This is a genomic window from Amycolatopsis roodepoortensis, from assembly GCF_014873915.1.
GTDB lineage: Bacteria > Actinomycetota > Actinomycetes > Mycobacteriales > Pseudonocardiaceae > Amycolatopsis > Amycolatopsis roodepoortensis.
In genome coordinates, this window is record NZ_JADBEJ010000001.1 from 652,827 (window position 1) to 669,455 (window position 16,629).

The window sequence follows — 16,629 nt, forward strand, 5'->3', positions numbered from 1 at the left end:
ATGGCGAATCCGCGCCGAGCGAAATGGCTCGCGGCCCTGCGCACCCCGCTAGGCGCGTGCTCGGCCGGGCTGCTGGCGCTGGTGATCGTGCTCGCGGTGCTGGCCCCGATCCTGTGGCAGGACAAGGCTTTCGAGATCGACACGAACGCGATCGGGCAAGGACCGTCGGCGGCGCACTGGCTGGGCACTGACGACCTCGGCCGCGACATCCTCTATCGCGTGCTGGTGGCGACCAGGCTGTCGATCGTGCTGGCGCTGCTCGCCACCGCGCTCGGCGTGATGACCGGGCTCGTGCTCGGGGCGCTGCCCTCGGTGCTGCCGCGTCCGCTCGCCCGGCTGGTGATCGCGGCGGTCAACATCGCGGTCGCCTTTCCCGGTCTGCTGCTGGTGTTGTTCTTCTCGGTCATCTTCGGCGTCGGGACGCACGGCGCCGTGCTGGCGGTCGGTTTCGCGCTGGCCCCGGCGTTCGCGCGGCTGGCACAGACGATGGCGGCTTCGGTGGCGGGACGGGATTTCGTCGCGGCGGCCAGGATCTCCGGCGTCGGCCGGATCCGGTTGCTGTTCCGGCACATCCTGCCCAATATCGGCGAACCGCTGGTGGTCAACGCGACCATCGGCGCCGGCGGGGCATTGCTCGCCTTCGCCGGGTTGTCCTTCCTCGGCATCGGTGTCCAGGCCCCGGAATACGACTGGGGGCGGATCCTCGGCGAAGGACCCAACGGCATCTACGTCAATCCGGCGGCGGCGCTGGCGCCCGGGGTCGCGGTCGTCCTCGCCGGGCTCGCCTTCAACCTGGTGGGGGAGACCGTCGCCGGGGTGATCGGCGTGCGCACGGGGCTGCGGAGGTTCGCGCCGCGGCCGGTCGCCCCGGCCAGGGAAGACGCCGCCGAGTCCCGCGACGACGCCGTGCTGGTCGTGGAGAACCTCCAGGTCGCGTTCCCGAACCCGGCGGGCTGGACCGTTCCGGTGCGCGGGGTGGGTTTCACCGTCCACGCCGGTGAGGCCGTCGGTGTCGTCGGCGAGTCGGGCTCGGGGAAGAGCCTGACCGGGCTGGCGGTGTCCCGGCTGGTCGAAGCACCCGCCGTGGTCACCGCGGACAAGCTCGAATTCGCCGGGAAACCGTTGCTGACGACACCGGAACGGGAGTTACGTGGCCTGCTCGGCACCTCTCTGGCGATGGTCTTCCAGGATCCGATGACGTCGTTCAACCCGACCAGGCGGATCGGCCGCCAGCTGGCCGAAGTCGCCGAACAGCATCAGGGACTCCCGCGTGCCAAGGCCTTCGAGCGCGCGGTGGACCGGCTTCGCGCGGTGCGGATCCCCGCCGCCGAACGGCGGGCACGGCAGTATCCGCACGAGTTCTCCGGCGGCATGCGGCAGCGCGCGATGATCGGCATGGGCCTGATGGGCGACCCGAAGCTCATCATCGCCGACGAACCGACCACGGCGCTGGACGTCACCGTGCAGCGGCAGTTGTTGCGCCTGCTGGCGCGGACCAGGGCCGAGCGGGACACGGCGATCATCCTGATCAGCCACGACATCGCGGTCGTTTCACAGACGTGCGAACGGATGCTGGTCATGTACGCGGGCCGGGTGGTGGAGGATCTGCCGACCGCCGGGACGCCGCGGCATCCGTACACGCGGGCGTTGCTGGCCGCGACGCTCGACCTTGATACCGATCGTGACGCGCCGCTCGCGGTGATCCCCGGCCGCCCGCCGGAACCGGACCGGGTGCCCGCCGGCTGCGCTTTCGCCGACCGGTGCCCGGCGGTGACCGATCGATGCCGCCTCGAAGACCCGGCGCTGGAGCGCGTGGAACCCGGGCATCGCGTGGCCTGCTGGTATCCGGCGCCGCTTTCCCCGCCTGTCAAGGAAATCGTGACCGCCGGAGGTGCGGAGTGAGCGATCTCGTCTTCGACGCGGTGAGCGTGCGCTACGGCGGCCGCCGCGGGCTCACGGCCGTCGACGGAGTAAAGCTGACCGTCCCTTCCGGACAGGTCGTCGGGCTGGTCGGTGAATCGGGATCGGGGAAGTCGACGCTGGCCCGCGCCGCCGTCGGGCTGTCACCGGTCAGCGCCGGACGGGTTCTGCTGGGCGGCGTGGACGTCCGCGAGCTGCCCCGCCGTCCGCCGCTGCAGATGGTGTTCCAGGACCCGTATTCCTCTTTGGACCCCCGGATGAGCATCGGGGAATCGATCACCGAGGCGATCCCACGTGGCGTCCTCCCCGGACGCGCGGCCCGCCGGGACGAGGTCGCCCGGCTGCTAGAACTGGTCAACCTCGATCCCGAACGCGCAGACCACTTGCCGGGACGGCTTTCCGGCGGCCAGCGGCAACGGGTGGCGCTCGCCCGCGCGCTGGCCGGACGGCCCGAAGTGCTGATCGCGGACGAGATCACCTCCGCGCTCGACGTCTCGGTGCAGGGCGCGGTGCTCAACCTCGTCCGGTCCGTGCAACGGCGGCTCGGCCTGTCGATGCTGTTCATCTCGCACAACCTGGCGGTGATCCGGTACCTCAGCGACATCGTCGCCGTGATGTACCTCGGCCGGATCGTCGAGGTCGGCCCGGCCGAACAGGTGCTCACCGACCCGCGGCATCCGTACACGCGTGACCTGCTCGCCGCCGCGCCTTCGGCGACCACGTCACTGCTCGGCACGGGCTCGGACGACGTGATCGCCGACGCCGAACCCGCCGACCCGCATCATCCGCCCGGCGGATGCCGCTACCACCCACGCTGCCCGGTCGGCCCGCTCGTGCGCGCCGATCGCGACCTCTGCCTCCGGGTGGATCCCGCCGAGGGCGCGGCGCAGCGGCGTCACTCGGCGGCCTGTCACTTCAGCGACAACGAGCTCACGACTTCCAGAGGAGCAAGCGCATCATGACCCGACGTCTCGGTCTCGACGACCTATACGACATCGCCGTCCCCAGCCAGCCTTCGCTGTCCCCGGGCGGCGACCGGATCGTCTACGTCCTGCGCACCGCGGACCGTGACGAGGACCGGAACGTGCACACGCTCTGGGAGGTCGACGCGACCACCGGCGAAGCCCGGCGGCTCACCCGCGGAACCGCCGACCTGGCCCCGAAATGGGCGCCGGACGGCACGCGGATCGCGTTCCTGCGCGCCCAGGACGGGCCGCCGCAGGTGTGGTTCCTGCCGTCGTCGGGCGGGGAGGCCGAGCAGGTCACCGAACTCCCGCTCGGGGCGGGCGCGCCGGTCTGGAGTCCGGACGGCGGCAAGATCGCCTTCTCCGCCGCGGTCGATCTGGCCGGTGGGGAAGCGGCGCCGAACGCCCCGGTGGTGGCCGATCGTCTCGACTTCAAGGCCGACGGCGCCGGGCTGATCAAGACCGTCCGCAAGCATCTGCACGTCCTCGACGTCGCCACGCGCGAAGTCCGGCAGGTCACCTTCGGCGATTGGCACGCCGGTGATCCGGCCTGGTCGCCCGACGGCACGCACCTCGCCTTCTCGTCCGGTCAGGACGGCGACGCCGATCTGACCTTCCGTTCCGGCGCCTACGTCCTCGACGTGACCGCGAAGACCGCCGAGCCACGGCTGGTCGGCTCCGGCGAGGGCATGGCGGGCACGGTCGGCTGGACCGCCGACGGCGCCGCGTTGCTGGTGGTCGGCCGGGCCGACACCCGGGTCGGGCATCTCGGGTTGTGGCGTGTTCCGCTCGACGGCGGGGATCCGGTCGAGCTGACGGCCTCCCTGGATCGCAACGTGATGGCCGGAGGCCCCGGCTATCCGGGAGCCCTACCGCAGACGACGGAGGATGGCGCCGTGTTGTTCGGTGTCCGGGACCGTGGCTGCACCCATCTGTACGAAGTGGACGGTGACGGCCCGCGTCCGGTGCTGGCGGGCGCGGATCGCGTGGTGTCCGGAGTGGACGTCGCGGCCGGGCGGGTCGTGGTCGTCCTGGCCACCGGCGATTCGTTCGGCGAAGTCGCCGTCGTCGACCGGGCAACCGGCGCCGTCGACGTGCGCACCAAGCACGGCGCCTCCGTGGCCGAGGTCGAGCTTTTCCGCCACGAGGAACGGGAATTCACCATCGGCGACGGCACCGTCGTCCACGGCTGGCTGCTGCGGGACCCGGCGCGGTCCGGTGCCGCGCCGCTGCTGCTCGACATCCACGGCGGGCCGCACAACGCCTGGAACGGCGCGGCCGACTCGATCCATCTCTATCACCAGGCGCTCGTCGCGCGGGGCTGGGCGGTGCTGCTGATCAACCCGCGGGGCAGCGACGGCTACGGCGAGGACTTCTACACCGCCGCCGTCGGCGGATGGGGCGTCGCGGACGCGGCCGACTTCCTCGAACCGCTGGATCACCTTGTCGCCGAAGGGATCGCCGACGCGGACCGGCTCGCGGTGGCGGGCTACAGCTACGGCGGGTTCATGACCTGCTACCTGACCAGCCGCGACAGCCGGTTCGCCGCCGCCGTCGCCGGTGGCGTGGTCAGCGACCTGACCAGCATGGGCGGCACGTCCGACGCCGGGCACTACCTGGCCGTCGGCGAACTCGGCGGTCCGGCGTGGGACAAGGCCAACGAGCGGTTCTCGCCGTTCGCCCAGGTGGAGCGGGTGCGGACGCCGACGCTCGTCATCCAGGGCGCGAACGACGACCGGTGCCCGGTCGGCCAGGCCGAGCAGTGGTTCGGCGCCCTGCGCGCACGGGGTATCCCGTCCCGGCTGGTGCTGTACCCGGACGCTTCGCACCTGTTCATCCTCGACGGGCCGCCGTCGCACCGGCTCGACTTCAACCGGCGTGTCCTCGGCTGGGTCGAGCAGTACACGGCGCCGGCCGATGGCCCGTCACGGGTGCCGATCGAGGCCGCGCACTGGCGCCGACGGCTGGCCGAACTGGCCCGCAAGCACCGCGTTCCCGGCGCGGCGCTCGGCATCACCCGGATCGGTGATGACACCGAGGTGCTGGCGTCCTACGGCGTGCTGAACACGAAGACCGGGGTCGAGGTCACCGAAGACTCGGTGTTCCAGATCGGCTCGATCTCCAAGGTGTGGACCGCGACCGTGGTCATGCGGCTGGTCGACGAAGGGCTCCTCGAACTGGACGCGCCGATCGCGGACGTCCTGCCGGAACTGCGGCTGGCCGATCCGGGCGTGGCCGGGAAAGTCACCATGCGGCACCTGCTGACGCACACCAGCGGTATCGACGGCGACGTCTTCACCGACACCGGCCGCGGCGACGACTGTCTCGAACGCTACGTCGAAGTCCTCGACCAGGCCGCGCAGAACCATCCGCTCGGCGAGACCTTCTCCTACTGCAACTCGGGTTTCGTGATCATGGGCCGGGTGATCGAGAAGCTCACCGGGCTGACGTGGGACGCGGCGATGCGCGAGAAACTGTTCGCTCCGCTCGGTCTCACCCACACCGTGACCCTGCCCGAGGAGGCCTTGCTCTTTCGGGCGGCCGTCGGTCACGTGACCGACGGGGACGAGGACCCGGCGCCCGCGCCCGTCTGGGGACTGCCCCGGAGCATGGGGCCCGCCGGGCTGATCACCGCCACGGCGAAGGACGTGCTCGGCTTCGCGCGGCTGCACCTCGCCGACGGGCTGACCCCGGCGGGGGAACGGATCCTGACGACGGACTCGGTCACCGCGATGGCCGCGAAACAGGCCGACATCCCCGACAAGCACTCGCTCGGCGACTCCTGGGGGCTCGGCTGGATCCGCGACACCTGGGGCGGGCAGCGCGTCATCGGCCACGACGGCAACACGATCGGCCAGTCGGCGTTCCTCCGGCTCCTGCCCGATCAGGGGCTCGCCATCACGTTGCTCACCAACGGGGGCAACACCCGGGACCTGTACGTCGAGCTGTACCGGGAGATCGTCGCCGAACTCGCCGACGTGGCGATGCCCCGGCCGCTCGAACCGCCGTCGACCCCGGTCACCGTCGACGGGTCGAGGCATGTGGGCGTCTACGAACGGGCGGGCGCGCGGATGGACGTGCTGGCCGCCGGGGAAGGATTGCGGCTGCGGCAGACCGCCACCGGACCGCTCGCCGAACTCCTGCCGGAGAAGACGCAGGAGTTCGAGCTGGTCCCGGTGACCGATTCACTGTTCGTCTGTCGTGAGCCGGGGACGCGGACGTGGATGCCGGTCACGTTCTACACGTTGCCGACGGGTGAGCAGTACATGCACTACGGCGTCCGTGCGACACCGAAGACGTCCTAACCGGTCGTGATGTCCGTGAAGGCCTCCTTCCCTACCCTGAAGGTAGTGAAGGAGGCCTTCACGGACGGGTCAGCTTTCGGCCTTGACGTACAGGCGCACGGTTCCGCCGCGATGGGTGCGGAAATAGTTCTGGAGCTGCGCGCTGCTCGCGACGCATCCGGCGCTGGTGAATTCGTTCTCACCCGTTCTGGGCAGGACGACGGAACACTGCGCGAGATAGCTGAACTTGTCCGGCCACAGCACGAAGAACGTCGCGGTTCCGGAACCCGTGTCGCCGTTGTTGCGGAAGACCGCGCTCATCGAGCAGGCCTTGTCGTCGCACGGACCGTTCCACTGTGAGGAGCGGACCTGGAAATCGGGCCGGGCAGGCGGCGTCGTCCCGGCGGCCCGGGTGGTGGGTTCCTTCGTGGCCCGCGCCGGCTCGCGGGCCGGCCGTGACTCGGTGGTCCGTGTCGTCCGAGGCACGCTCGCGGCGAGCGGCCGTGAAGCCGAGGTTTGGCTGGTGGGGGAGGGAGCGAGGCCCTTCAACGGATTGAACCCGGTCAGCGTGTTGATGGCCGCCAGAATGGCGAAGACCCCGCTGATCGTGCCGACGATGACGCCCCACTTCTTGTAGTCCGGCTCGTCGTCGGTCTTCTTTGGCTCGTCCCCCGCCATCGTCCCATTCTATGGGCGCACCCCCATGGGACGGGAAGAAGAATTCGCCGTCGACGCCAGGACGTCATGATTCACCGTCCTTGTCCCGGGTACCCGAAGATCGAAAACGGAACCGACGAGACAGGAGATACCGTGCACACTTCAACGCTTCGGCAGGTCACCGTGCGCGAAGGACCGTTCGCGTCGGTCTACTTCGACAACTCGCACAACACCGAGGACGCCGCCGCGCGGCTGGACCTGCGCTGGCGGTCGCTCCGCAAGCGGCTGGCCGACGAGGGCGCCGAGGAGCGGACGCTCACCGCGCTCGACGAGGCGGTGGCCGCCGCGCCGCCTTCGGAAGGCACGGCCGGGCGCGCCCTGGTCGCGGAGGGTGGCGAGGTCGTGCTCGACGAGGAGCTCGTGGAGCCGCCTCTCCGTGAGGTAGCCCGGGTCGCACCGCAGCCGTACCTGCTCCCGCTGCTGCGGCTCACCCCGGCTGTCGTGCCGCATGTCGTGGTGGTCGTGGACAAAACGGGCGCCGATCTGTACGCGGTCGGCGAGGACGGCGCCGAAGAGCGGACCGTCGAGGGCGAGGATCACCCGGTGCACAAGGTGCGTGGCGGTGGCTCGGCCTACTGGAACATCCAGCGTCGCGTGGAGGCCGTCGCAGAACGCAACGCCGCGGAGGTCGCGCGGGAGGCGGTCAAGCTCATGGACTCCGTCGGCGCCGCGGTGCTGGTGCTCGCGGGCGAGGTGCAGGCGCGGGCACTGGTGCGCGACGAACTCCCGCCGCGGGGGACCGAGAAGGTCGTCGAGCTCGAAGAAGGCGGCCGGGCGGAAGGGAGCGCGCCGGAGGCGCTCGAAGCCGAGGTGCGGCGAGTGCTGGCGGAGCACGCGGAACGCCGTCGCCAGGACGTGATCGACCGCTTCCGCGCCGGACAGGGGCGCGACGGCGGGCTGGCGGTGGACGGGCTCGCCAGGACGACGGAGGCCCTGCGGTCGGCCGCCGTCGAGACGCTGCTGATCGACGGTGAGTCGCTGGCCGACCGGCTCGTCTGGGTCGCGGGCCACCCCACGCAGGTCGCGACCACGAAGGAGGACCTCGACGTTTCGGGTGCCGCCGCGGAGGCTCTCAGGCGGTGTCGCGCGGACGAAGCGCTTCCGGCGGCCGTGCTGGCCGAAGGCGCGGATCTCGTCCCCGTCAGCGGTGAGGGCCTGGCCGAGGGCGTCGGCGCGATCCTGAGGTTCGCGATCTGACTCAGTGCACGGCCGTGCCGTCGCGGGTGACCTGGTCCGCTCGGTGAGGTCGGCAGAACGTGCACACGAGGGTCTGCCCGACCTCACCACCGTTGTCGGCGACGAGCCGGGCGACGTGCACCGTGGGGCGGCCACACCGCTCGCATTCGAGGGTCGTGCCGTCGCGGTCGATGACCATGCGGGTGATCATGGGACTCCTCCAAGGGGCAGTGGCCTACCGGGTACCCCCACCCCGTTTCGCCCTACCCCGGAGGAGCCCCATGTCACTCGAATGGCGCAGTGCTCAAGACGTGGCGACGGCGTCCCGTGCCTTCTCCCCGCCGGCCACCGCGCTTTCCCGCGCGCAGTGGGCGCAGCAGAAGAACCGGTCCTCCACCTGGACGCCGTGCCCGACCACGCGGCAGCCGCAGTGGTCGCAGATCGGCGCCAGCTGGTGGATGGCGCATTCGAACGAGTCGAAGGTATGCGCCCCTCCATCGACGGTGTGGATCTCGAATGTCTTCTCGTAGTCGTTTCCACAGACTTCGCAGGCGGCCATCGGGCACCCTCCTCGCTCTCGCTCCGGTGCCGATGGGCTACCCGGCCCGGTTCCCCGGCAACCACGGACGCGTACATGAATCCAGGCGAAAACGGGTAATCCACGAGAGGTGATTCGCATGGAGCGACCGGGCCCGATCCGCTGGGTGCAGTACGTCTACGGACGTCGGCTGCCCGAGCGATACCGGGACTGGGTCCTGCACGACGCGACGGCGCGGACGTGGCTGCTGCGTTTCGCCGCCCGGATCTGTTTCGAGGCGCTGCCGTGGCTCGTGGCCGCGTTCGTACTCCTGGTGACCCTGACGCCGCTACCGGTGGCGCCGGTGCTGGGCGCGCTCGTGCTGAGCCTGTTCCTCGCCCTGTTCTTCACGATGACCAGCGCGGACGAACTCGCCGAGGTCCGGCTCGGCAAACACGGTTTCCCGCGCGGTACCGGAAAAGCGGTCCGGTCCGCCCGTGGCGGCTCGGGCAGCTGGCCCTGATCGGGCCTAGCCCGCGTCGCCCGGGACGACCAGGCCCGATTCGTAGGCGAGCACGACGAGTTGCGCGCGGTCACGGGCGTGGAGTTTGGTCATGGCGCGATTGACGTGCGTCTTCGCGGTCAGCGGGCTGATCACCATGCGGCCGGCGATCTCGTCGTTGGACAGGCCCCGGGCGACCAGGGCGACGGCTTCGCGTTCGCGGTTGGTCAGTTCCTTCAGCCCGCCGCCCGCCCCGGCGCCGGGCGGCAGGGTGACGTACCGGTCGATCAGCTTGCGGGTGATCGACGGCGCGAGCAGGGCGTCACCCCGGGCGGCGACGCGGACGGCGTGCAGGAAGTCTTCGGGTTCGATGTCCTTGACCAGGAAACCCGCCGCGCCCGCGCGCAGCGCGTCGAAGACGTACTCGTCCAAGCCGTAGTTGGTCAGGATGACGACGTGCACGCCGGACAAGGCCGGATCGGCGGCGATGCGCCGGGTCGCCTCGATCCCGTCGACCACGGGCATCTGGATGTCGATGAGCGCGATGTCGGGCAGGTGCTTCCTGGCGAGCGCCACGCCGTCGCTCCCGTCGGAGGCTTCGGCGACGACCTCGATGTCGTCCTCGACGTCGAGCAGCGCGCGGAAGCCGCTGCGGAGTAGCGGCTGATCGTCGACGAGCAGGACACGGATCACGACGTTCGCTCCACGGGGAGTTCGGCCTGGACGGAGAAGCCGCCGGTGCTCCGTGGTCCGGCGTGGAGACTGCCGCCGAGGGCGGTGACCCGTTCGCGCATACCCAGCAGCCCGACACCGGGCACCGGCGTGGTGTCCGAGGTGGCTTCGCCGTCGTCGTCGACCCGGATGGCGAGAGCACCGGGGCGGTGGTCGATCCGCACCGACGCGGTCTTGGCCGCGGCGTGCCGGGCGATGTTGGTCAGCGATTCCTGAACGATGCGGTACGCGGTGCGGTCCACCGCCGCGGGCAGGTCGTGCCGCTGCCCGCCGACGATCAGCGTCGCGTCCAGACCGGTCGACTTCGCCCGTTCCACCAGATCGGGGATCCCGTCGAGCCCGTGCGGCGGATGCGTTCCGTCGTCACGCAAGGCCTCCAGGGTCGCCCGCAGTTCCCGGGTCGCCTCGCGACCGGCTTCCCGGATCGCCAGCAAGGATTCCGGCACCGGTTCCCCCCGTTTCGTCGCCAGGTGGACGGCGACTTCGGCCTGCACCTTGATGACGGAGATCTGGTGGGTGAGCGAATCGTGCAGCTCCCGCGCGATGTGCAGGCGCTCCTCGTCGGCCCGCCGCCGCGCGGTCTCCTCGCGCGTGCGTTCGGCCTCGTCGGCCCGGCGTTCGGCCTGTCGCAGCGCTTCGCCCGCCGCACCGGCGGCGATCAGCCAGGCCAGCTGAAGCGCGTCCCGGCTCTGCGCGAGCGCCTCGCTCACGGTGACGGCGTTGGCGGAGGCCAGGAGCACCAGCGGGAGCGCGGCGATCATGAACAGCGAGCCCGCGACGGCGACGATCCGGTGACCGGCCCGGACGGCGGCGTAGACCGCGACCAGATAGGCGACGACGGGAACGTCGAAACCGAGGGCCTGGTACCCCAAGGCACAACCCCCGGTCACGGCCAGCACCGTGATCGGCGCCCGCCGGTGCGCGGCGAGCGCCAGGCCACCGGCGACCAGCAGCACGTGGCCCAGCGGGTCGAGGCTCGTCGTGGAGTCCACACCGGACAGTCCCGTGACGAGCAGGACCGCCGTCACCCCGGCGGCGATCACCCAGTCCCAGACCCTGCTCATGCGTGCACCCTAGCCAGCCGCCCGCCGGAGGGACTCCTCCGCGCGGACCATCCGCGGACTACCGCGGACGTGGTAGTCCGCGCTTTCCTGCGGCATCGGCGGTAGCCCGGATTGTCTGCGTTCACCGGACGACCGACGCGATCCCGGCGGACACGATCCAGGGAGACCCAGTCATCGAACGAAGGAGCACCCCATGTCGGTCCATCTGCTGGCAGAGCCGATCGCCGCCGCCTCCCTGACCTCAGGCCGTTTCTGGTCCTTGGTGGCCGCGCTGGCCGGCGTGATCGGGTTGATCGCCGGAGGCTTGGCCCTCGCTCGCATGCGCTCCGGCAACGCCCGGCGCGGGGCCTTCGTGGCGCTCACGGCGGGGCTTCTCGGGATGGCGGGAGGTGGTTACGTCGTGGCCGCCGCCGAGGGTGGTCCCGGCACCGGTTACGGAATCGTCGGCGGGTTCATCGCGCTGGTGCTCGGGCTGCTCGCCGCGATCGTCGGATGGCTCGCCCTGTCACGCGCCCGCCGGGTGGCCTGAAAGACCTACCGCGGTTGCGCGGAATGGCGCTTTCGCGTGATCAGACGGACGACACGCGTGATCAGTCGGACGACACGCGTGTTCCTACGGACGGCACGTGGCGGAATCCGGCCGCGGTCGTGTCGTCCGTCCAATCACGCGTGTCGTCCATGCGGGGCTCGCTCTGCCGGTGTTCCTTGCTCGCCGGGTCTTGCTGGGCGCTTGCCCGGGGGTCGCGAAAGCCACTTTCGGGACATCAGACGTCCCGAAAGTGGCTTTCGCGACACCGCCTCCAGAGCGGAAGCAGTGGCTCCCGGGCAGGAACCTCAGTGATGCGCCGGATAGCGGGCGCGAAGTTCGTCCGCGGTCTTGCCTTCGGTCAGTTGGAGGAGGTACGCGTCCACCGGAGCGTCGGAGCTGAGCTCCGTGAAGTTCCGGTGGACGATCGCTTCGACCTCCTCGCGACCGGCGGGAAAGCGCTCGGTCAGCGCGTCGATCAGTTTCTCGAGGTTTTCGTCGCTGGGCGGCAGGTGCGGCGGGTCAGCGGTCATGACAACTCCACGATCTCGGGAGACGGCACCTCACGACGATAACCGCCCCGCACGCTGAGGTCTAGATATATCAACCTGTATTGATGTATCTTCGACCGCGTGGCGACCGCCGAGATGTCCGATCCGCCGCCGTTCGTGCGGCTGGCGAGTGATCCGCTGCGCTGGCGGCTGCTGCGCGAGTTGTCGCATGGCGACCGCCGGGTGCGCGAGCTGGTGGAACTGGTCGGCCAGCCACAGAACCTGGTGTCCTATCACCTGCGCAAGCTGCGAGCGGCGGAGCTGGTCAGGGCACGGAGAAGCAGTTTCGACGGCCGCGACACCTACTATCACCTGGATCTGGGGCGGTGTGCGGACGCGCTCGCCGAGGCGGGGGGCTCGCTGCATCCCGCTCTCGTGTCGAACCCGGCGGATGCGAAAGCCACCGGTTCCCGGCTCAAGGTGCTGTTCGTGTGCACCGGCAACAGTGGACGGTCGCCGATGGCCGAGGCGCTGCTGCGGCACCGGGCCGGTCCGGCGGTCGAGGTGGCCAGTGCGGGCAGTCATCCGAAACCGCTGCATCCGGACGCGGTGCGCGTCATGGCCGAGCGCGGCGTCGTCCTCGACCATGAACCGTCCCATGTGGACGGTCTCCGGAACAGGCGATTCCATTGGGTGATCAGCCTTTGCGACCGGGTCCGCGAGGTCTGCCCGGAGTTCCCCGGGCATCCGCGCGTCGTCCATTGGAGCCTGCCGGACCCGGCGCGGGAAATCGACGACGCGGGCGAGACCTATCCGGCGTTCCGTCGCCTCGCCGCCGAATTGGACCGCCGGATCGGGTTCCTGACCGCCCAGCTGAAGAACCGGTACGACGAGGTGAAGAGGACATGACTTCGGATCTGGTGAGTGTGCGTTATCTGGTCGACGACGTCGCGGCGGCCGTCGAGTTCTACACCGGGCACCTGGACTTCAGCGTGCGCTCGAGTGTGCTGCCCGCGTTCGCGGACGTGGTGCGCGGGAATCTCCGGCTGCTGCTCAGCGGTCCGGCGAGTTCGGCGGGCCGTCCGATGCCGGACGGCACGAAACCGGCGCCGGGCGGCTGGAACCGCATCCATCTCGTCGTCGAGGACATCGACGCCGAGGTCGCCAGGCTGCGTGCGGCGGGCGTCGGGTTCCGCAGTGACGTCGTGACCGGGCCGGGCGGTCGTCAGATCGTGTTCGACGACCCGGCGGGCAATCCGGTCGAGCTGTTCCAGCCGGCGGCCCGGTGACATCGCACGGCGAGCAGGAGCCCGCGATGCCGCACAAGTCCACTCAGGACGCCGGCCTGGGAACAGTCCTGCGGGAATGGGGCCGGATCGGCTGCATCGGTTTCGGTGGCCCGCCGACGCATATCGCCCTGCTGCGCAAATTGTGCGTGCAGCGCCGGGGCTGGCTGTCGGATCAGGAGTTCGAGGACGCGATCGCCGCCTGTAACCTCCTGCCCGGCCCGGCGTCGACCCAGCTGGCGATCTTCACCGCGTGGCGGGTGCGCGGCCGCGCGGGAGCGCTGGTCGGCGGCGCGGCGTTCATCGTGCCCGGTCTCATCGTGATCTTGGCGCTGGCAGCGCTGTTCCTCACCGGTTCGCCGCCGGCGTGGGTCCGCGGCGCCGGTGCGGGAGCGGGTGCGGCGGTCGCCGCCGTCGCGGTGCACGCGGGCGTCGGCCTGATCCCGGCGGGGTGGCGGCGCGCGGCCACCACGGGGCGCGTGCGCTGGGCGCTGTACCTCGTCGCGGGTGTCGCGTCGGCCGCCTTCCTCGGTCCGTGGCTGGTGCTCGTCCTGCTGGGCTGCGGCCTGATCGAGCTGACCGTGAACCGCGCACGCCGCGGCGAGTCCACCGCCGCCCTGTTCGCCGTCCCCGTCCAATCCTGGGCCGCCGCGGCCGCGGGCGCCGGGGTGTTCGCGTCGGTGGCGTGGGTGGCGCTCAAGGTCGGGATGCTGTCCTACGGCGGCGGTTTCGTGATCATCCCGCTCATGCAGGACGACGCGGTGAACACCTACGGCTGGATGACCGCGGGGGAGTTCCTCAACGCGGTCGCGCTCGGCCAGGTCACCCCAGGGCCGGTCGTGCAGACCGTCGCCGTCGTCGGCTACGCGGCGGCCGGGCTCGCCGGTGGCATCCTCGCCTCGCTGGTCGCCTTCGCCCCGTCGTTTCTCTTCATTCTCTTCGGTGCCAAGCATTTCGACCGGCTCCGCGGCAACCCGAACGTGCGGGCGTTCCTCGACGGCGCCGGCCCGGCCGCCGTCGGGGCCATCCTCGGCTCGGCGGTCCCGCTCGCGCTCAGCCTGACCCAGGCATGGCAGTACGCCGTACTCGCCGGTGCCGGGGTCCTGCTGTTCGTGTTACGGCGCGGAGTGGTGACCACGATCCTGGTCGCGGCGGGTGCCGGAACCGTACTCGCGCTGGCGGGAGCGCTCCTGCCGAGTTAGTTCAGCCCGCGGGTGGTGACGACCCGCGCGTTGCCGTCGGCCAGGTGGTACGAGAGCCCGGCGACGGCGGTCTCGCCTGCCTCGATCTTCTCGGCGAGCAGCCTGGAGCGGTCGACGAGGAGGTCGACGGTGTGGCGGATGTGCTCGTCGATGATGTCGTCGTTCTCGGTGAGCCCGGCGGCCTTGGCGGCGAGGACACTCGGGGTGACCCGCTCGATGACGTCGCGGACGAAGCTGTTGGTGCCGAGCCCGTCGGTCAGGGCCGCGCGGGTCGCGGCGACGGCGCCACAGGAGTCGTGGCCGAGGACGACGACCAGGGGAGCCTTGAGGATGCTGACGGCGTACTCGATGCTGCCCAGCACCTCCGAACCGGCGACGTGGCCCGCGGTGCGGACGACGAACAGGTCGCCGAGCCCGCGGTCGAAGATGATCTCGGCGGCCAGTCGCGAGTCGGAGCAGCCGAAGAGGACGGCGAAAGGGCTCTGTTCGGGAGCGGTTTCGGCGCGGCGTACCGCGTCCTGGTTCGGGTGTTCCGGGGTTCCGGCGACGAAACGCCGGTTACCGGAGAGCAGAAGGTCGAAGGCCTCGGAAGGGGTCGGCGGCGCGTCGCTCATGATCGGGACATTACCGGGTGGCGCCATGACGGGCAGCTCACCGGACACACGTCACAAATCGAGTCGCGCGGCGACGGCGCGCATGGCGCGGCCGACGGCCTGGAGGTCTTCCGGCGCGATCACGTCCACGAAGTGGTCGCGAACGGTGCGGAGGTTGTCCGGTGCCGCGCGCAGCAGGGTCTCGTACCCCTTGTCGGTGAGCCGCGCCCGCACACCACGGCCGTCGTCGGCGGTCGATTCCCGCTGGACCAGGCCCCGGCTTTCCATCCCGCCGACGCGGTGCGACAGCCGGCTGCGCGAGTAGTACGCCGATTTCGCGAGGTCCGCCATGCGCATCGACCGGCCGGTGGCTTCGGACAGCCGCACCAGGAGTTCGAACTCGGCCAGGGAAAGGCCGTGCTCCTCGCGCAGCCGCCGGTCGAGCAGGTCGATGAAGCGCACGGAGCCTTCGATGAACGCCCGCCAGTCGCGCTGCTGTTCCGTGTCGAGCCAGTCGGTCACGGCACACACGGTAACAGTTGACGCCTTCAACCACTTCGGTCTAGCTTTGGTTGAAGACTTCAACTAGATGGGAAACGAGATGGCGAACGAAGCCTGGGTGATGCAGGAGAAGGACGCGGAGGTCATCGAGAAGCCCGCGTTGCGGTTGCTGGCCGACGGCGAGCACACGGGCGGGTTTCTCGGCGCTAACCGGTTGTCGCTCCGAGCCGGGGAACCCGGCACGAAACCGCACTACCACGAGAAATCCGCGGAGGCCTTCTACGTTCTGGAAGGAGCGCTACGCATGCTGGTTGGCGCAGAAACGGTCACGGTCGAGCGAGGGGGATACGTGGTGATCCCGCCGGGGATGCGGCACGCGTTCGCCGCGCCGCCGGACCGGGCCGCGGACGTCCTCATCACGCTGGCGCCGGGTGTCGACCGGTTCGGGTATTTCCGCGTCCTGCCCGAGATCCTGCGCGGGAACGTCGCGCCGGAGGAGGTCGAGCGCCTGCACGAGCGGTACGACGTCCACTTCGTCGACGCGCCGGAGTGGGACGCCTAGCCCATCCGGAGCCGCCGGGTCGCCTCTTCGTCGATGCTGACCCTCCTGACGGAGCCGACGCCGCCCGATCCGGTGAGCACCATCGCGGCGAGCAGGAGGGGGAACAGCAGGGTGCGCACGACCATGGCCCAGCATGCCGCCGCGCCGATCCGCCCGCCGTCCTTGATCCGGACGAGCCGGGTCCCGGTGAACACGGCGCCGAGCACGCGGCCGTTGCCGAAGAACAGGCCGTAGAGGACCGGGACACCGATCAGCAGGCCGAGCAGCGTCAGCAGCGCCGCGCTGTCGGGGATCACCCTGTTCCGGGTGGCGACCGCGAACACGACGAAACCGATCGCCGTGCCCAGGAGGTAGACGGCGAAGTCCACCAGCCAGGCCAGGAACTCCGCCCACCCGCCGGCCGACACGTACAGGGTCCCGTCGTCGAACTCGGCGAGCCGTTTCGCGACCTTCGGGCCGAGGGTGCGTTCGACCTGTTCCCTCGCGGCGGTGAGCTGGTCGGTCATCGAGTGCCCCCACGTGTCTTCCCGGTCCGGGGCATTATGCGGCGCGGGCCCGGCTGTGGTGTGAACAGCCCACGTCACCCCGGCA

At 70.5% G+C, this 16,629-nt stretch carries 19 protein-coding genes; 10 read left to right on the plus strand and 9 right to left on the minus strand.

Features of this window, described 5'->3' with window-relative positions:
* The 3 genes from H4W30_RS03140 to H4W30_RS03150 are packed head-to-tail and all read left to right on the plus strand — an operon-like array spanning position 1 to position 6,190.
* The gene (locus H4W30_RS03140; protein ID WP_192741399.1) at positions 1-1,902 is read left to right on the plus strand and encodes a dipeptide/oligopeptide/nickel ABC transporter permease/ATP-binding protein; all 1,902 of its coding nucleotides are present in this window, start codon (positions 1-3) and stop codon (positions 1,900-1,902) included.
* Positions 1,899-2,882: an ABC transporter ATP-binding protein gene (locus tag H4W30_RS03145; protein WP_192741400.1), complete on the plus strand. Its 984-nt coding sequence runs from the start codon at positions 1,899-1,901 to the stop codon at positions 2,880-2,882. Before H4W30_RS03140 ends, H4W30_RS03145 begins: the two co-directional genes overlap by 4 nt.
* The gene (locus H4W30_RS03150; protein ID WP_192741401.1) at positions 2,879-6,190 is read left to right on the plus strand and encodes a serine hydrolase; all 3,312 of its coding nucleotides are present in this window, start codon (positions 2,879-2,881) and stop codon (positions 6,188-6,190) included. The genes H4W30_RS03145 and H4W30_RS03150 overlap by 4 nt, the downstream gene beginning before the upstream one ends.
* A gap of 69 nt (positions 6,191-6,259) precedes the next feature.
* On the opposite strand, the gene H4W30_RS03155 is transcribed toward H4W30_RS03150, so the two are convergent.
* Positions 6,260-6,847, minus strand: coding sequence for a hypothetical protein (locus H4W30_RS03155; RefSeq protein ID WP_192741402.1), 588 nt, complete (start codon positions 6,845-6,847; stop codon positions 6,260-6,262).
* Positions 6,848-6,979: 132 nt separating this feature from the next.
* Between H4W30_RS03155 and H4W30_RS03160 the strand changes: the two genes are divergently transcribed.
* The gene (locus tag H4W30_RS03160) at positions 6,980-8,083 is read left to right on the plus strand and encodes an Rv2629 family ribosome hibernation factor (RefSeq protein ID WP_192741403.1); all 1,104 of its coding nucleotides are present in this window, start codon (positions 6,980-6,982) and stop codon (positions 8,081-8,083) included.
* A gap of 1 nt (position 8,084) precedes the next feature.
* Here the strand turns inward: H4W30_RS03160 and H4W30_RS03165 are convergent, their stop codons facing one another.
* Entirely contained in the window at positions 8,085-8,273 is a 189-nt protein-coding gene (locus tag H4W30_RS03165; protein ID WP_192741404.1) for a hypothetical protein, read from the minus strand.
* A gap of 93 nt (positions 8,274-8,366) precedes the next feature.
* The gene (locus H4W30_RS03170) at positions 8,367-8,621 is read right to left on the minus strand and encodes a Prokaryotic metallothionein (protein WP_192741405.1); all 255 of its coding nucleotides are present in this window, start codon (positions 8,619-8,621) and stop codon (positions 8,367-8,369) included.
* Between the two features lie 118 nt (positions 8,622-8,739).
* On the opposite strand from H4W30_RS03170, the gene H4W30_RS03175 reads away from it, so the two are divergent.
* Entirely contained in the window at positions 8,740-9,102 is a 363-nt protein-coding gene (locus H4W30_RS03175) for a DUF5313 family protein (protein ID WP_192741406.1), read from the plus strand.
* A 6-nt stretch (positions 9,103-9,108) separates the two neighbouring features.
* On the opposite strand, the gene H4W30_RS03180 is transcribed toward H4W30_RS03175, so the two are convergent.
* The gene (locus H4W30_RS03180; RefSeq protein ID WP_192741407.1) at positions 9,109-9,774 is read right to left on the minus strand and encodes a response regulator; all 666 of its coding nucleotides are present in this window, start codon (positions 9,772-9,774) and stop codon (positions 9,109-9,111) included.
* Positions 9,771-10,877 (minus strand): sensor histidine kinase, encoded by a 1,107-nt coding sequence (locus tag H4W30_RS03185; RefSeq protein WP_192741408.1) that lies wholly within the window; start codon positions 10,875-10,877, stop codon positions 9,771-9,773. The genes H4W30_RS03180 and H4W30_RS03185 overlap by 4 nt, the downstream gene beginning before the upstream one ends.
* Positions 10,878-11,070: 193 nt before the next feature.
* Between H4W30_RS03185 and H4W30_RS03190 the strand changes: the two genes are divergently transcribed.
* Positions 11,071-11,406: a DUF6223 family protein gene (locus H4W30_RS03190; RefSeq protein WP_192741409.1), complete on the plus strand. Its 336-nt coding sequence runs from the start codon at positions 11,071-11,073 to the stop codon at positions 11,404-11,406.
* Positions 11,407-11,711: 305 nt separating this feature from the next.
* On the opposite strand, the gene H4W30_RS03195 is transcribed toward H4W30_RS03190, so the two are convergent.
* Complete coding sequence (locus tag H4W30_RS03195) at positions 11,712-11,936, minus strand: three-helix bundle dimerization domain-containing protein (protein WP_192741410.1); 225 nt, start codon at positions 11,934-11,936, stop codon at positions 11,712-11,714.
* Between the two features lie 114 nt (positions 11,937-12,050).
* On the opposite strand from H4W30_RS03195, the gene H4W30_RS44450 reads away from it, so the two are divergent.
* The 3 genes from H4W30_RS44450 to chrA are packed head-to-tail and all read left to right on the plus strand — an operon-like array spanning position 12,051 to position 14,382.
* Positions 12,051-12,803: an arsenate reductase/protein-tyrosine-phosphatase family protein gene (locus H4W30_RS44450; RefSeq protein WP_378233852.1), complete on the plus strand. Its 753-nt coding sequence runs from the start codon at positions 12,051-12,053 to the stop codon at positions 12,801-12,803.
* The gene (locus H4W30_RS03205; protein ID WP_192741412.1) at positions 12,800-13,183 is read left to right on the plus strand and encodes a VOC family protein; all 384 of its coding nucleotides are present in this window, start codon (positions 12,800-12,802) and stop codon (positions 13,181-13,183) included. Before H4W30_RS44450 ends, H4W30_RS03205 begins: the two co-directional genes overlap by 4 nt.
* Positions 13,184-13,209: 26 nt before the next feature.
* Complete coding sequence (gene chrA / locus H4W30_RS03210) at positions 13,210-14,382, plus strand: chromate efflux transporter (RefSeq protein WP_192741413.1); 1,173 nt, start codon at positions 13,210-13,212, stop codon at positions 14,380-14,382.
* Here the strand turns inward: chrA and H4W30_RS03215 are convergent.
* Both H4W30_RS03215 and H4W30_RS03220 read right to left on the minus strand, forming a co-directional pair.
* A complete protein-coding gene (locus H4W30_RS03215; RefSeq protein WP_192741414.1) occupies positions 14,379-14,996 on the minus strand; it encodes a carbonic anhydrase in 618 nt (205 codons plus the stop codon). The two genes, chrA and H4W30_RS03215, sit on opposite strands and share 4 nt — an antisense overlap.
* A gap of 51 nt (positions 14,997-15,047) precedes the next feature.
* A complete protein-coding gene (locus tag H4W30_RS03220) occupies positions 15,048-15,497 on the minus strand; it encodes a MarR family winged helix-turn-helix transcriptional regulator (protein ID WP_318780518.1) in 450 nt (149 codons plus the stop codon).
* 79 nt (positions 15,498-15,576) lie between these two features.
* Between H4W30_RS03220 and H4W30_RS03225 the strand changes: the two genes are divergently transcribed.
* Positions 15,577-16,038: a cupin domain-containing protein gene (locus tag H4W30_RS03225; RefSeq protein ID WP_192741416.1), complete on the plus strand. Its 462-nt coding sequence runs from the start codon at positions 15,577-15,579 to the stop codon at positions 16,036-16,038.
* Here H4W30_RS03225 and H4W30_RS03230 read toward each other — a convergent pair.
* The gene (locus tag H4W30_RS03230) at positions 16,035-16,544 is read right to left on the minus strand and encodes a hypothetical protein (RefSeq protein WP_192741417.1); all 510 of its coding nucleotides are present in this window, start codon (positions 16,542-16,544) and stop codon (positions 16,035-16,037) included. The two genes, H4W30_RS03225 and H4W30_RS03230, sit on opposite strands and share 4 nt — an antisense overlap.
* Positions 16,545-16,629 lie beyond the last annotated feature (85 nt).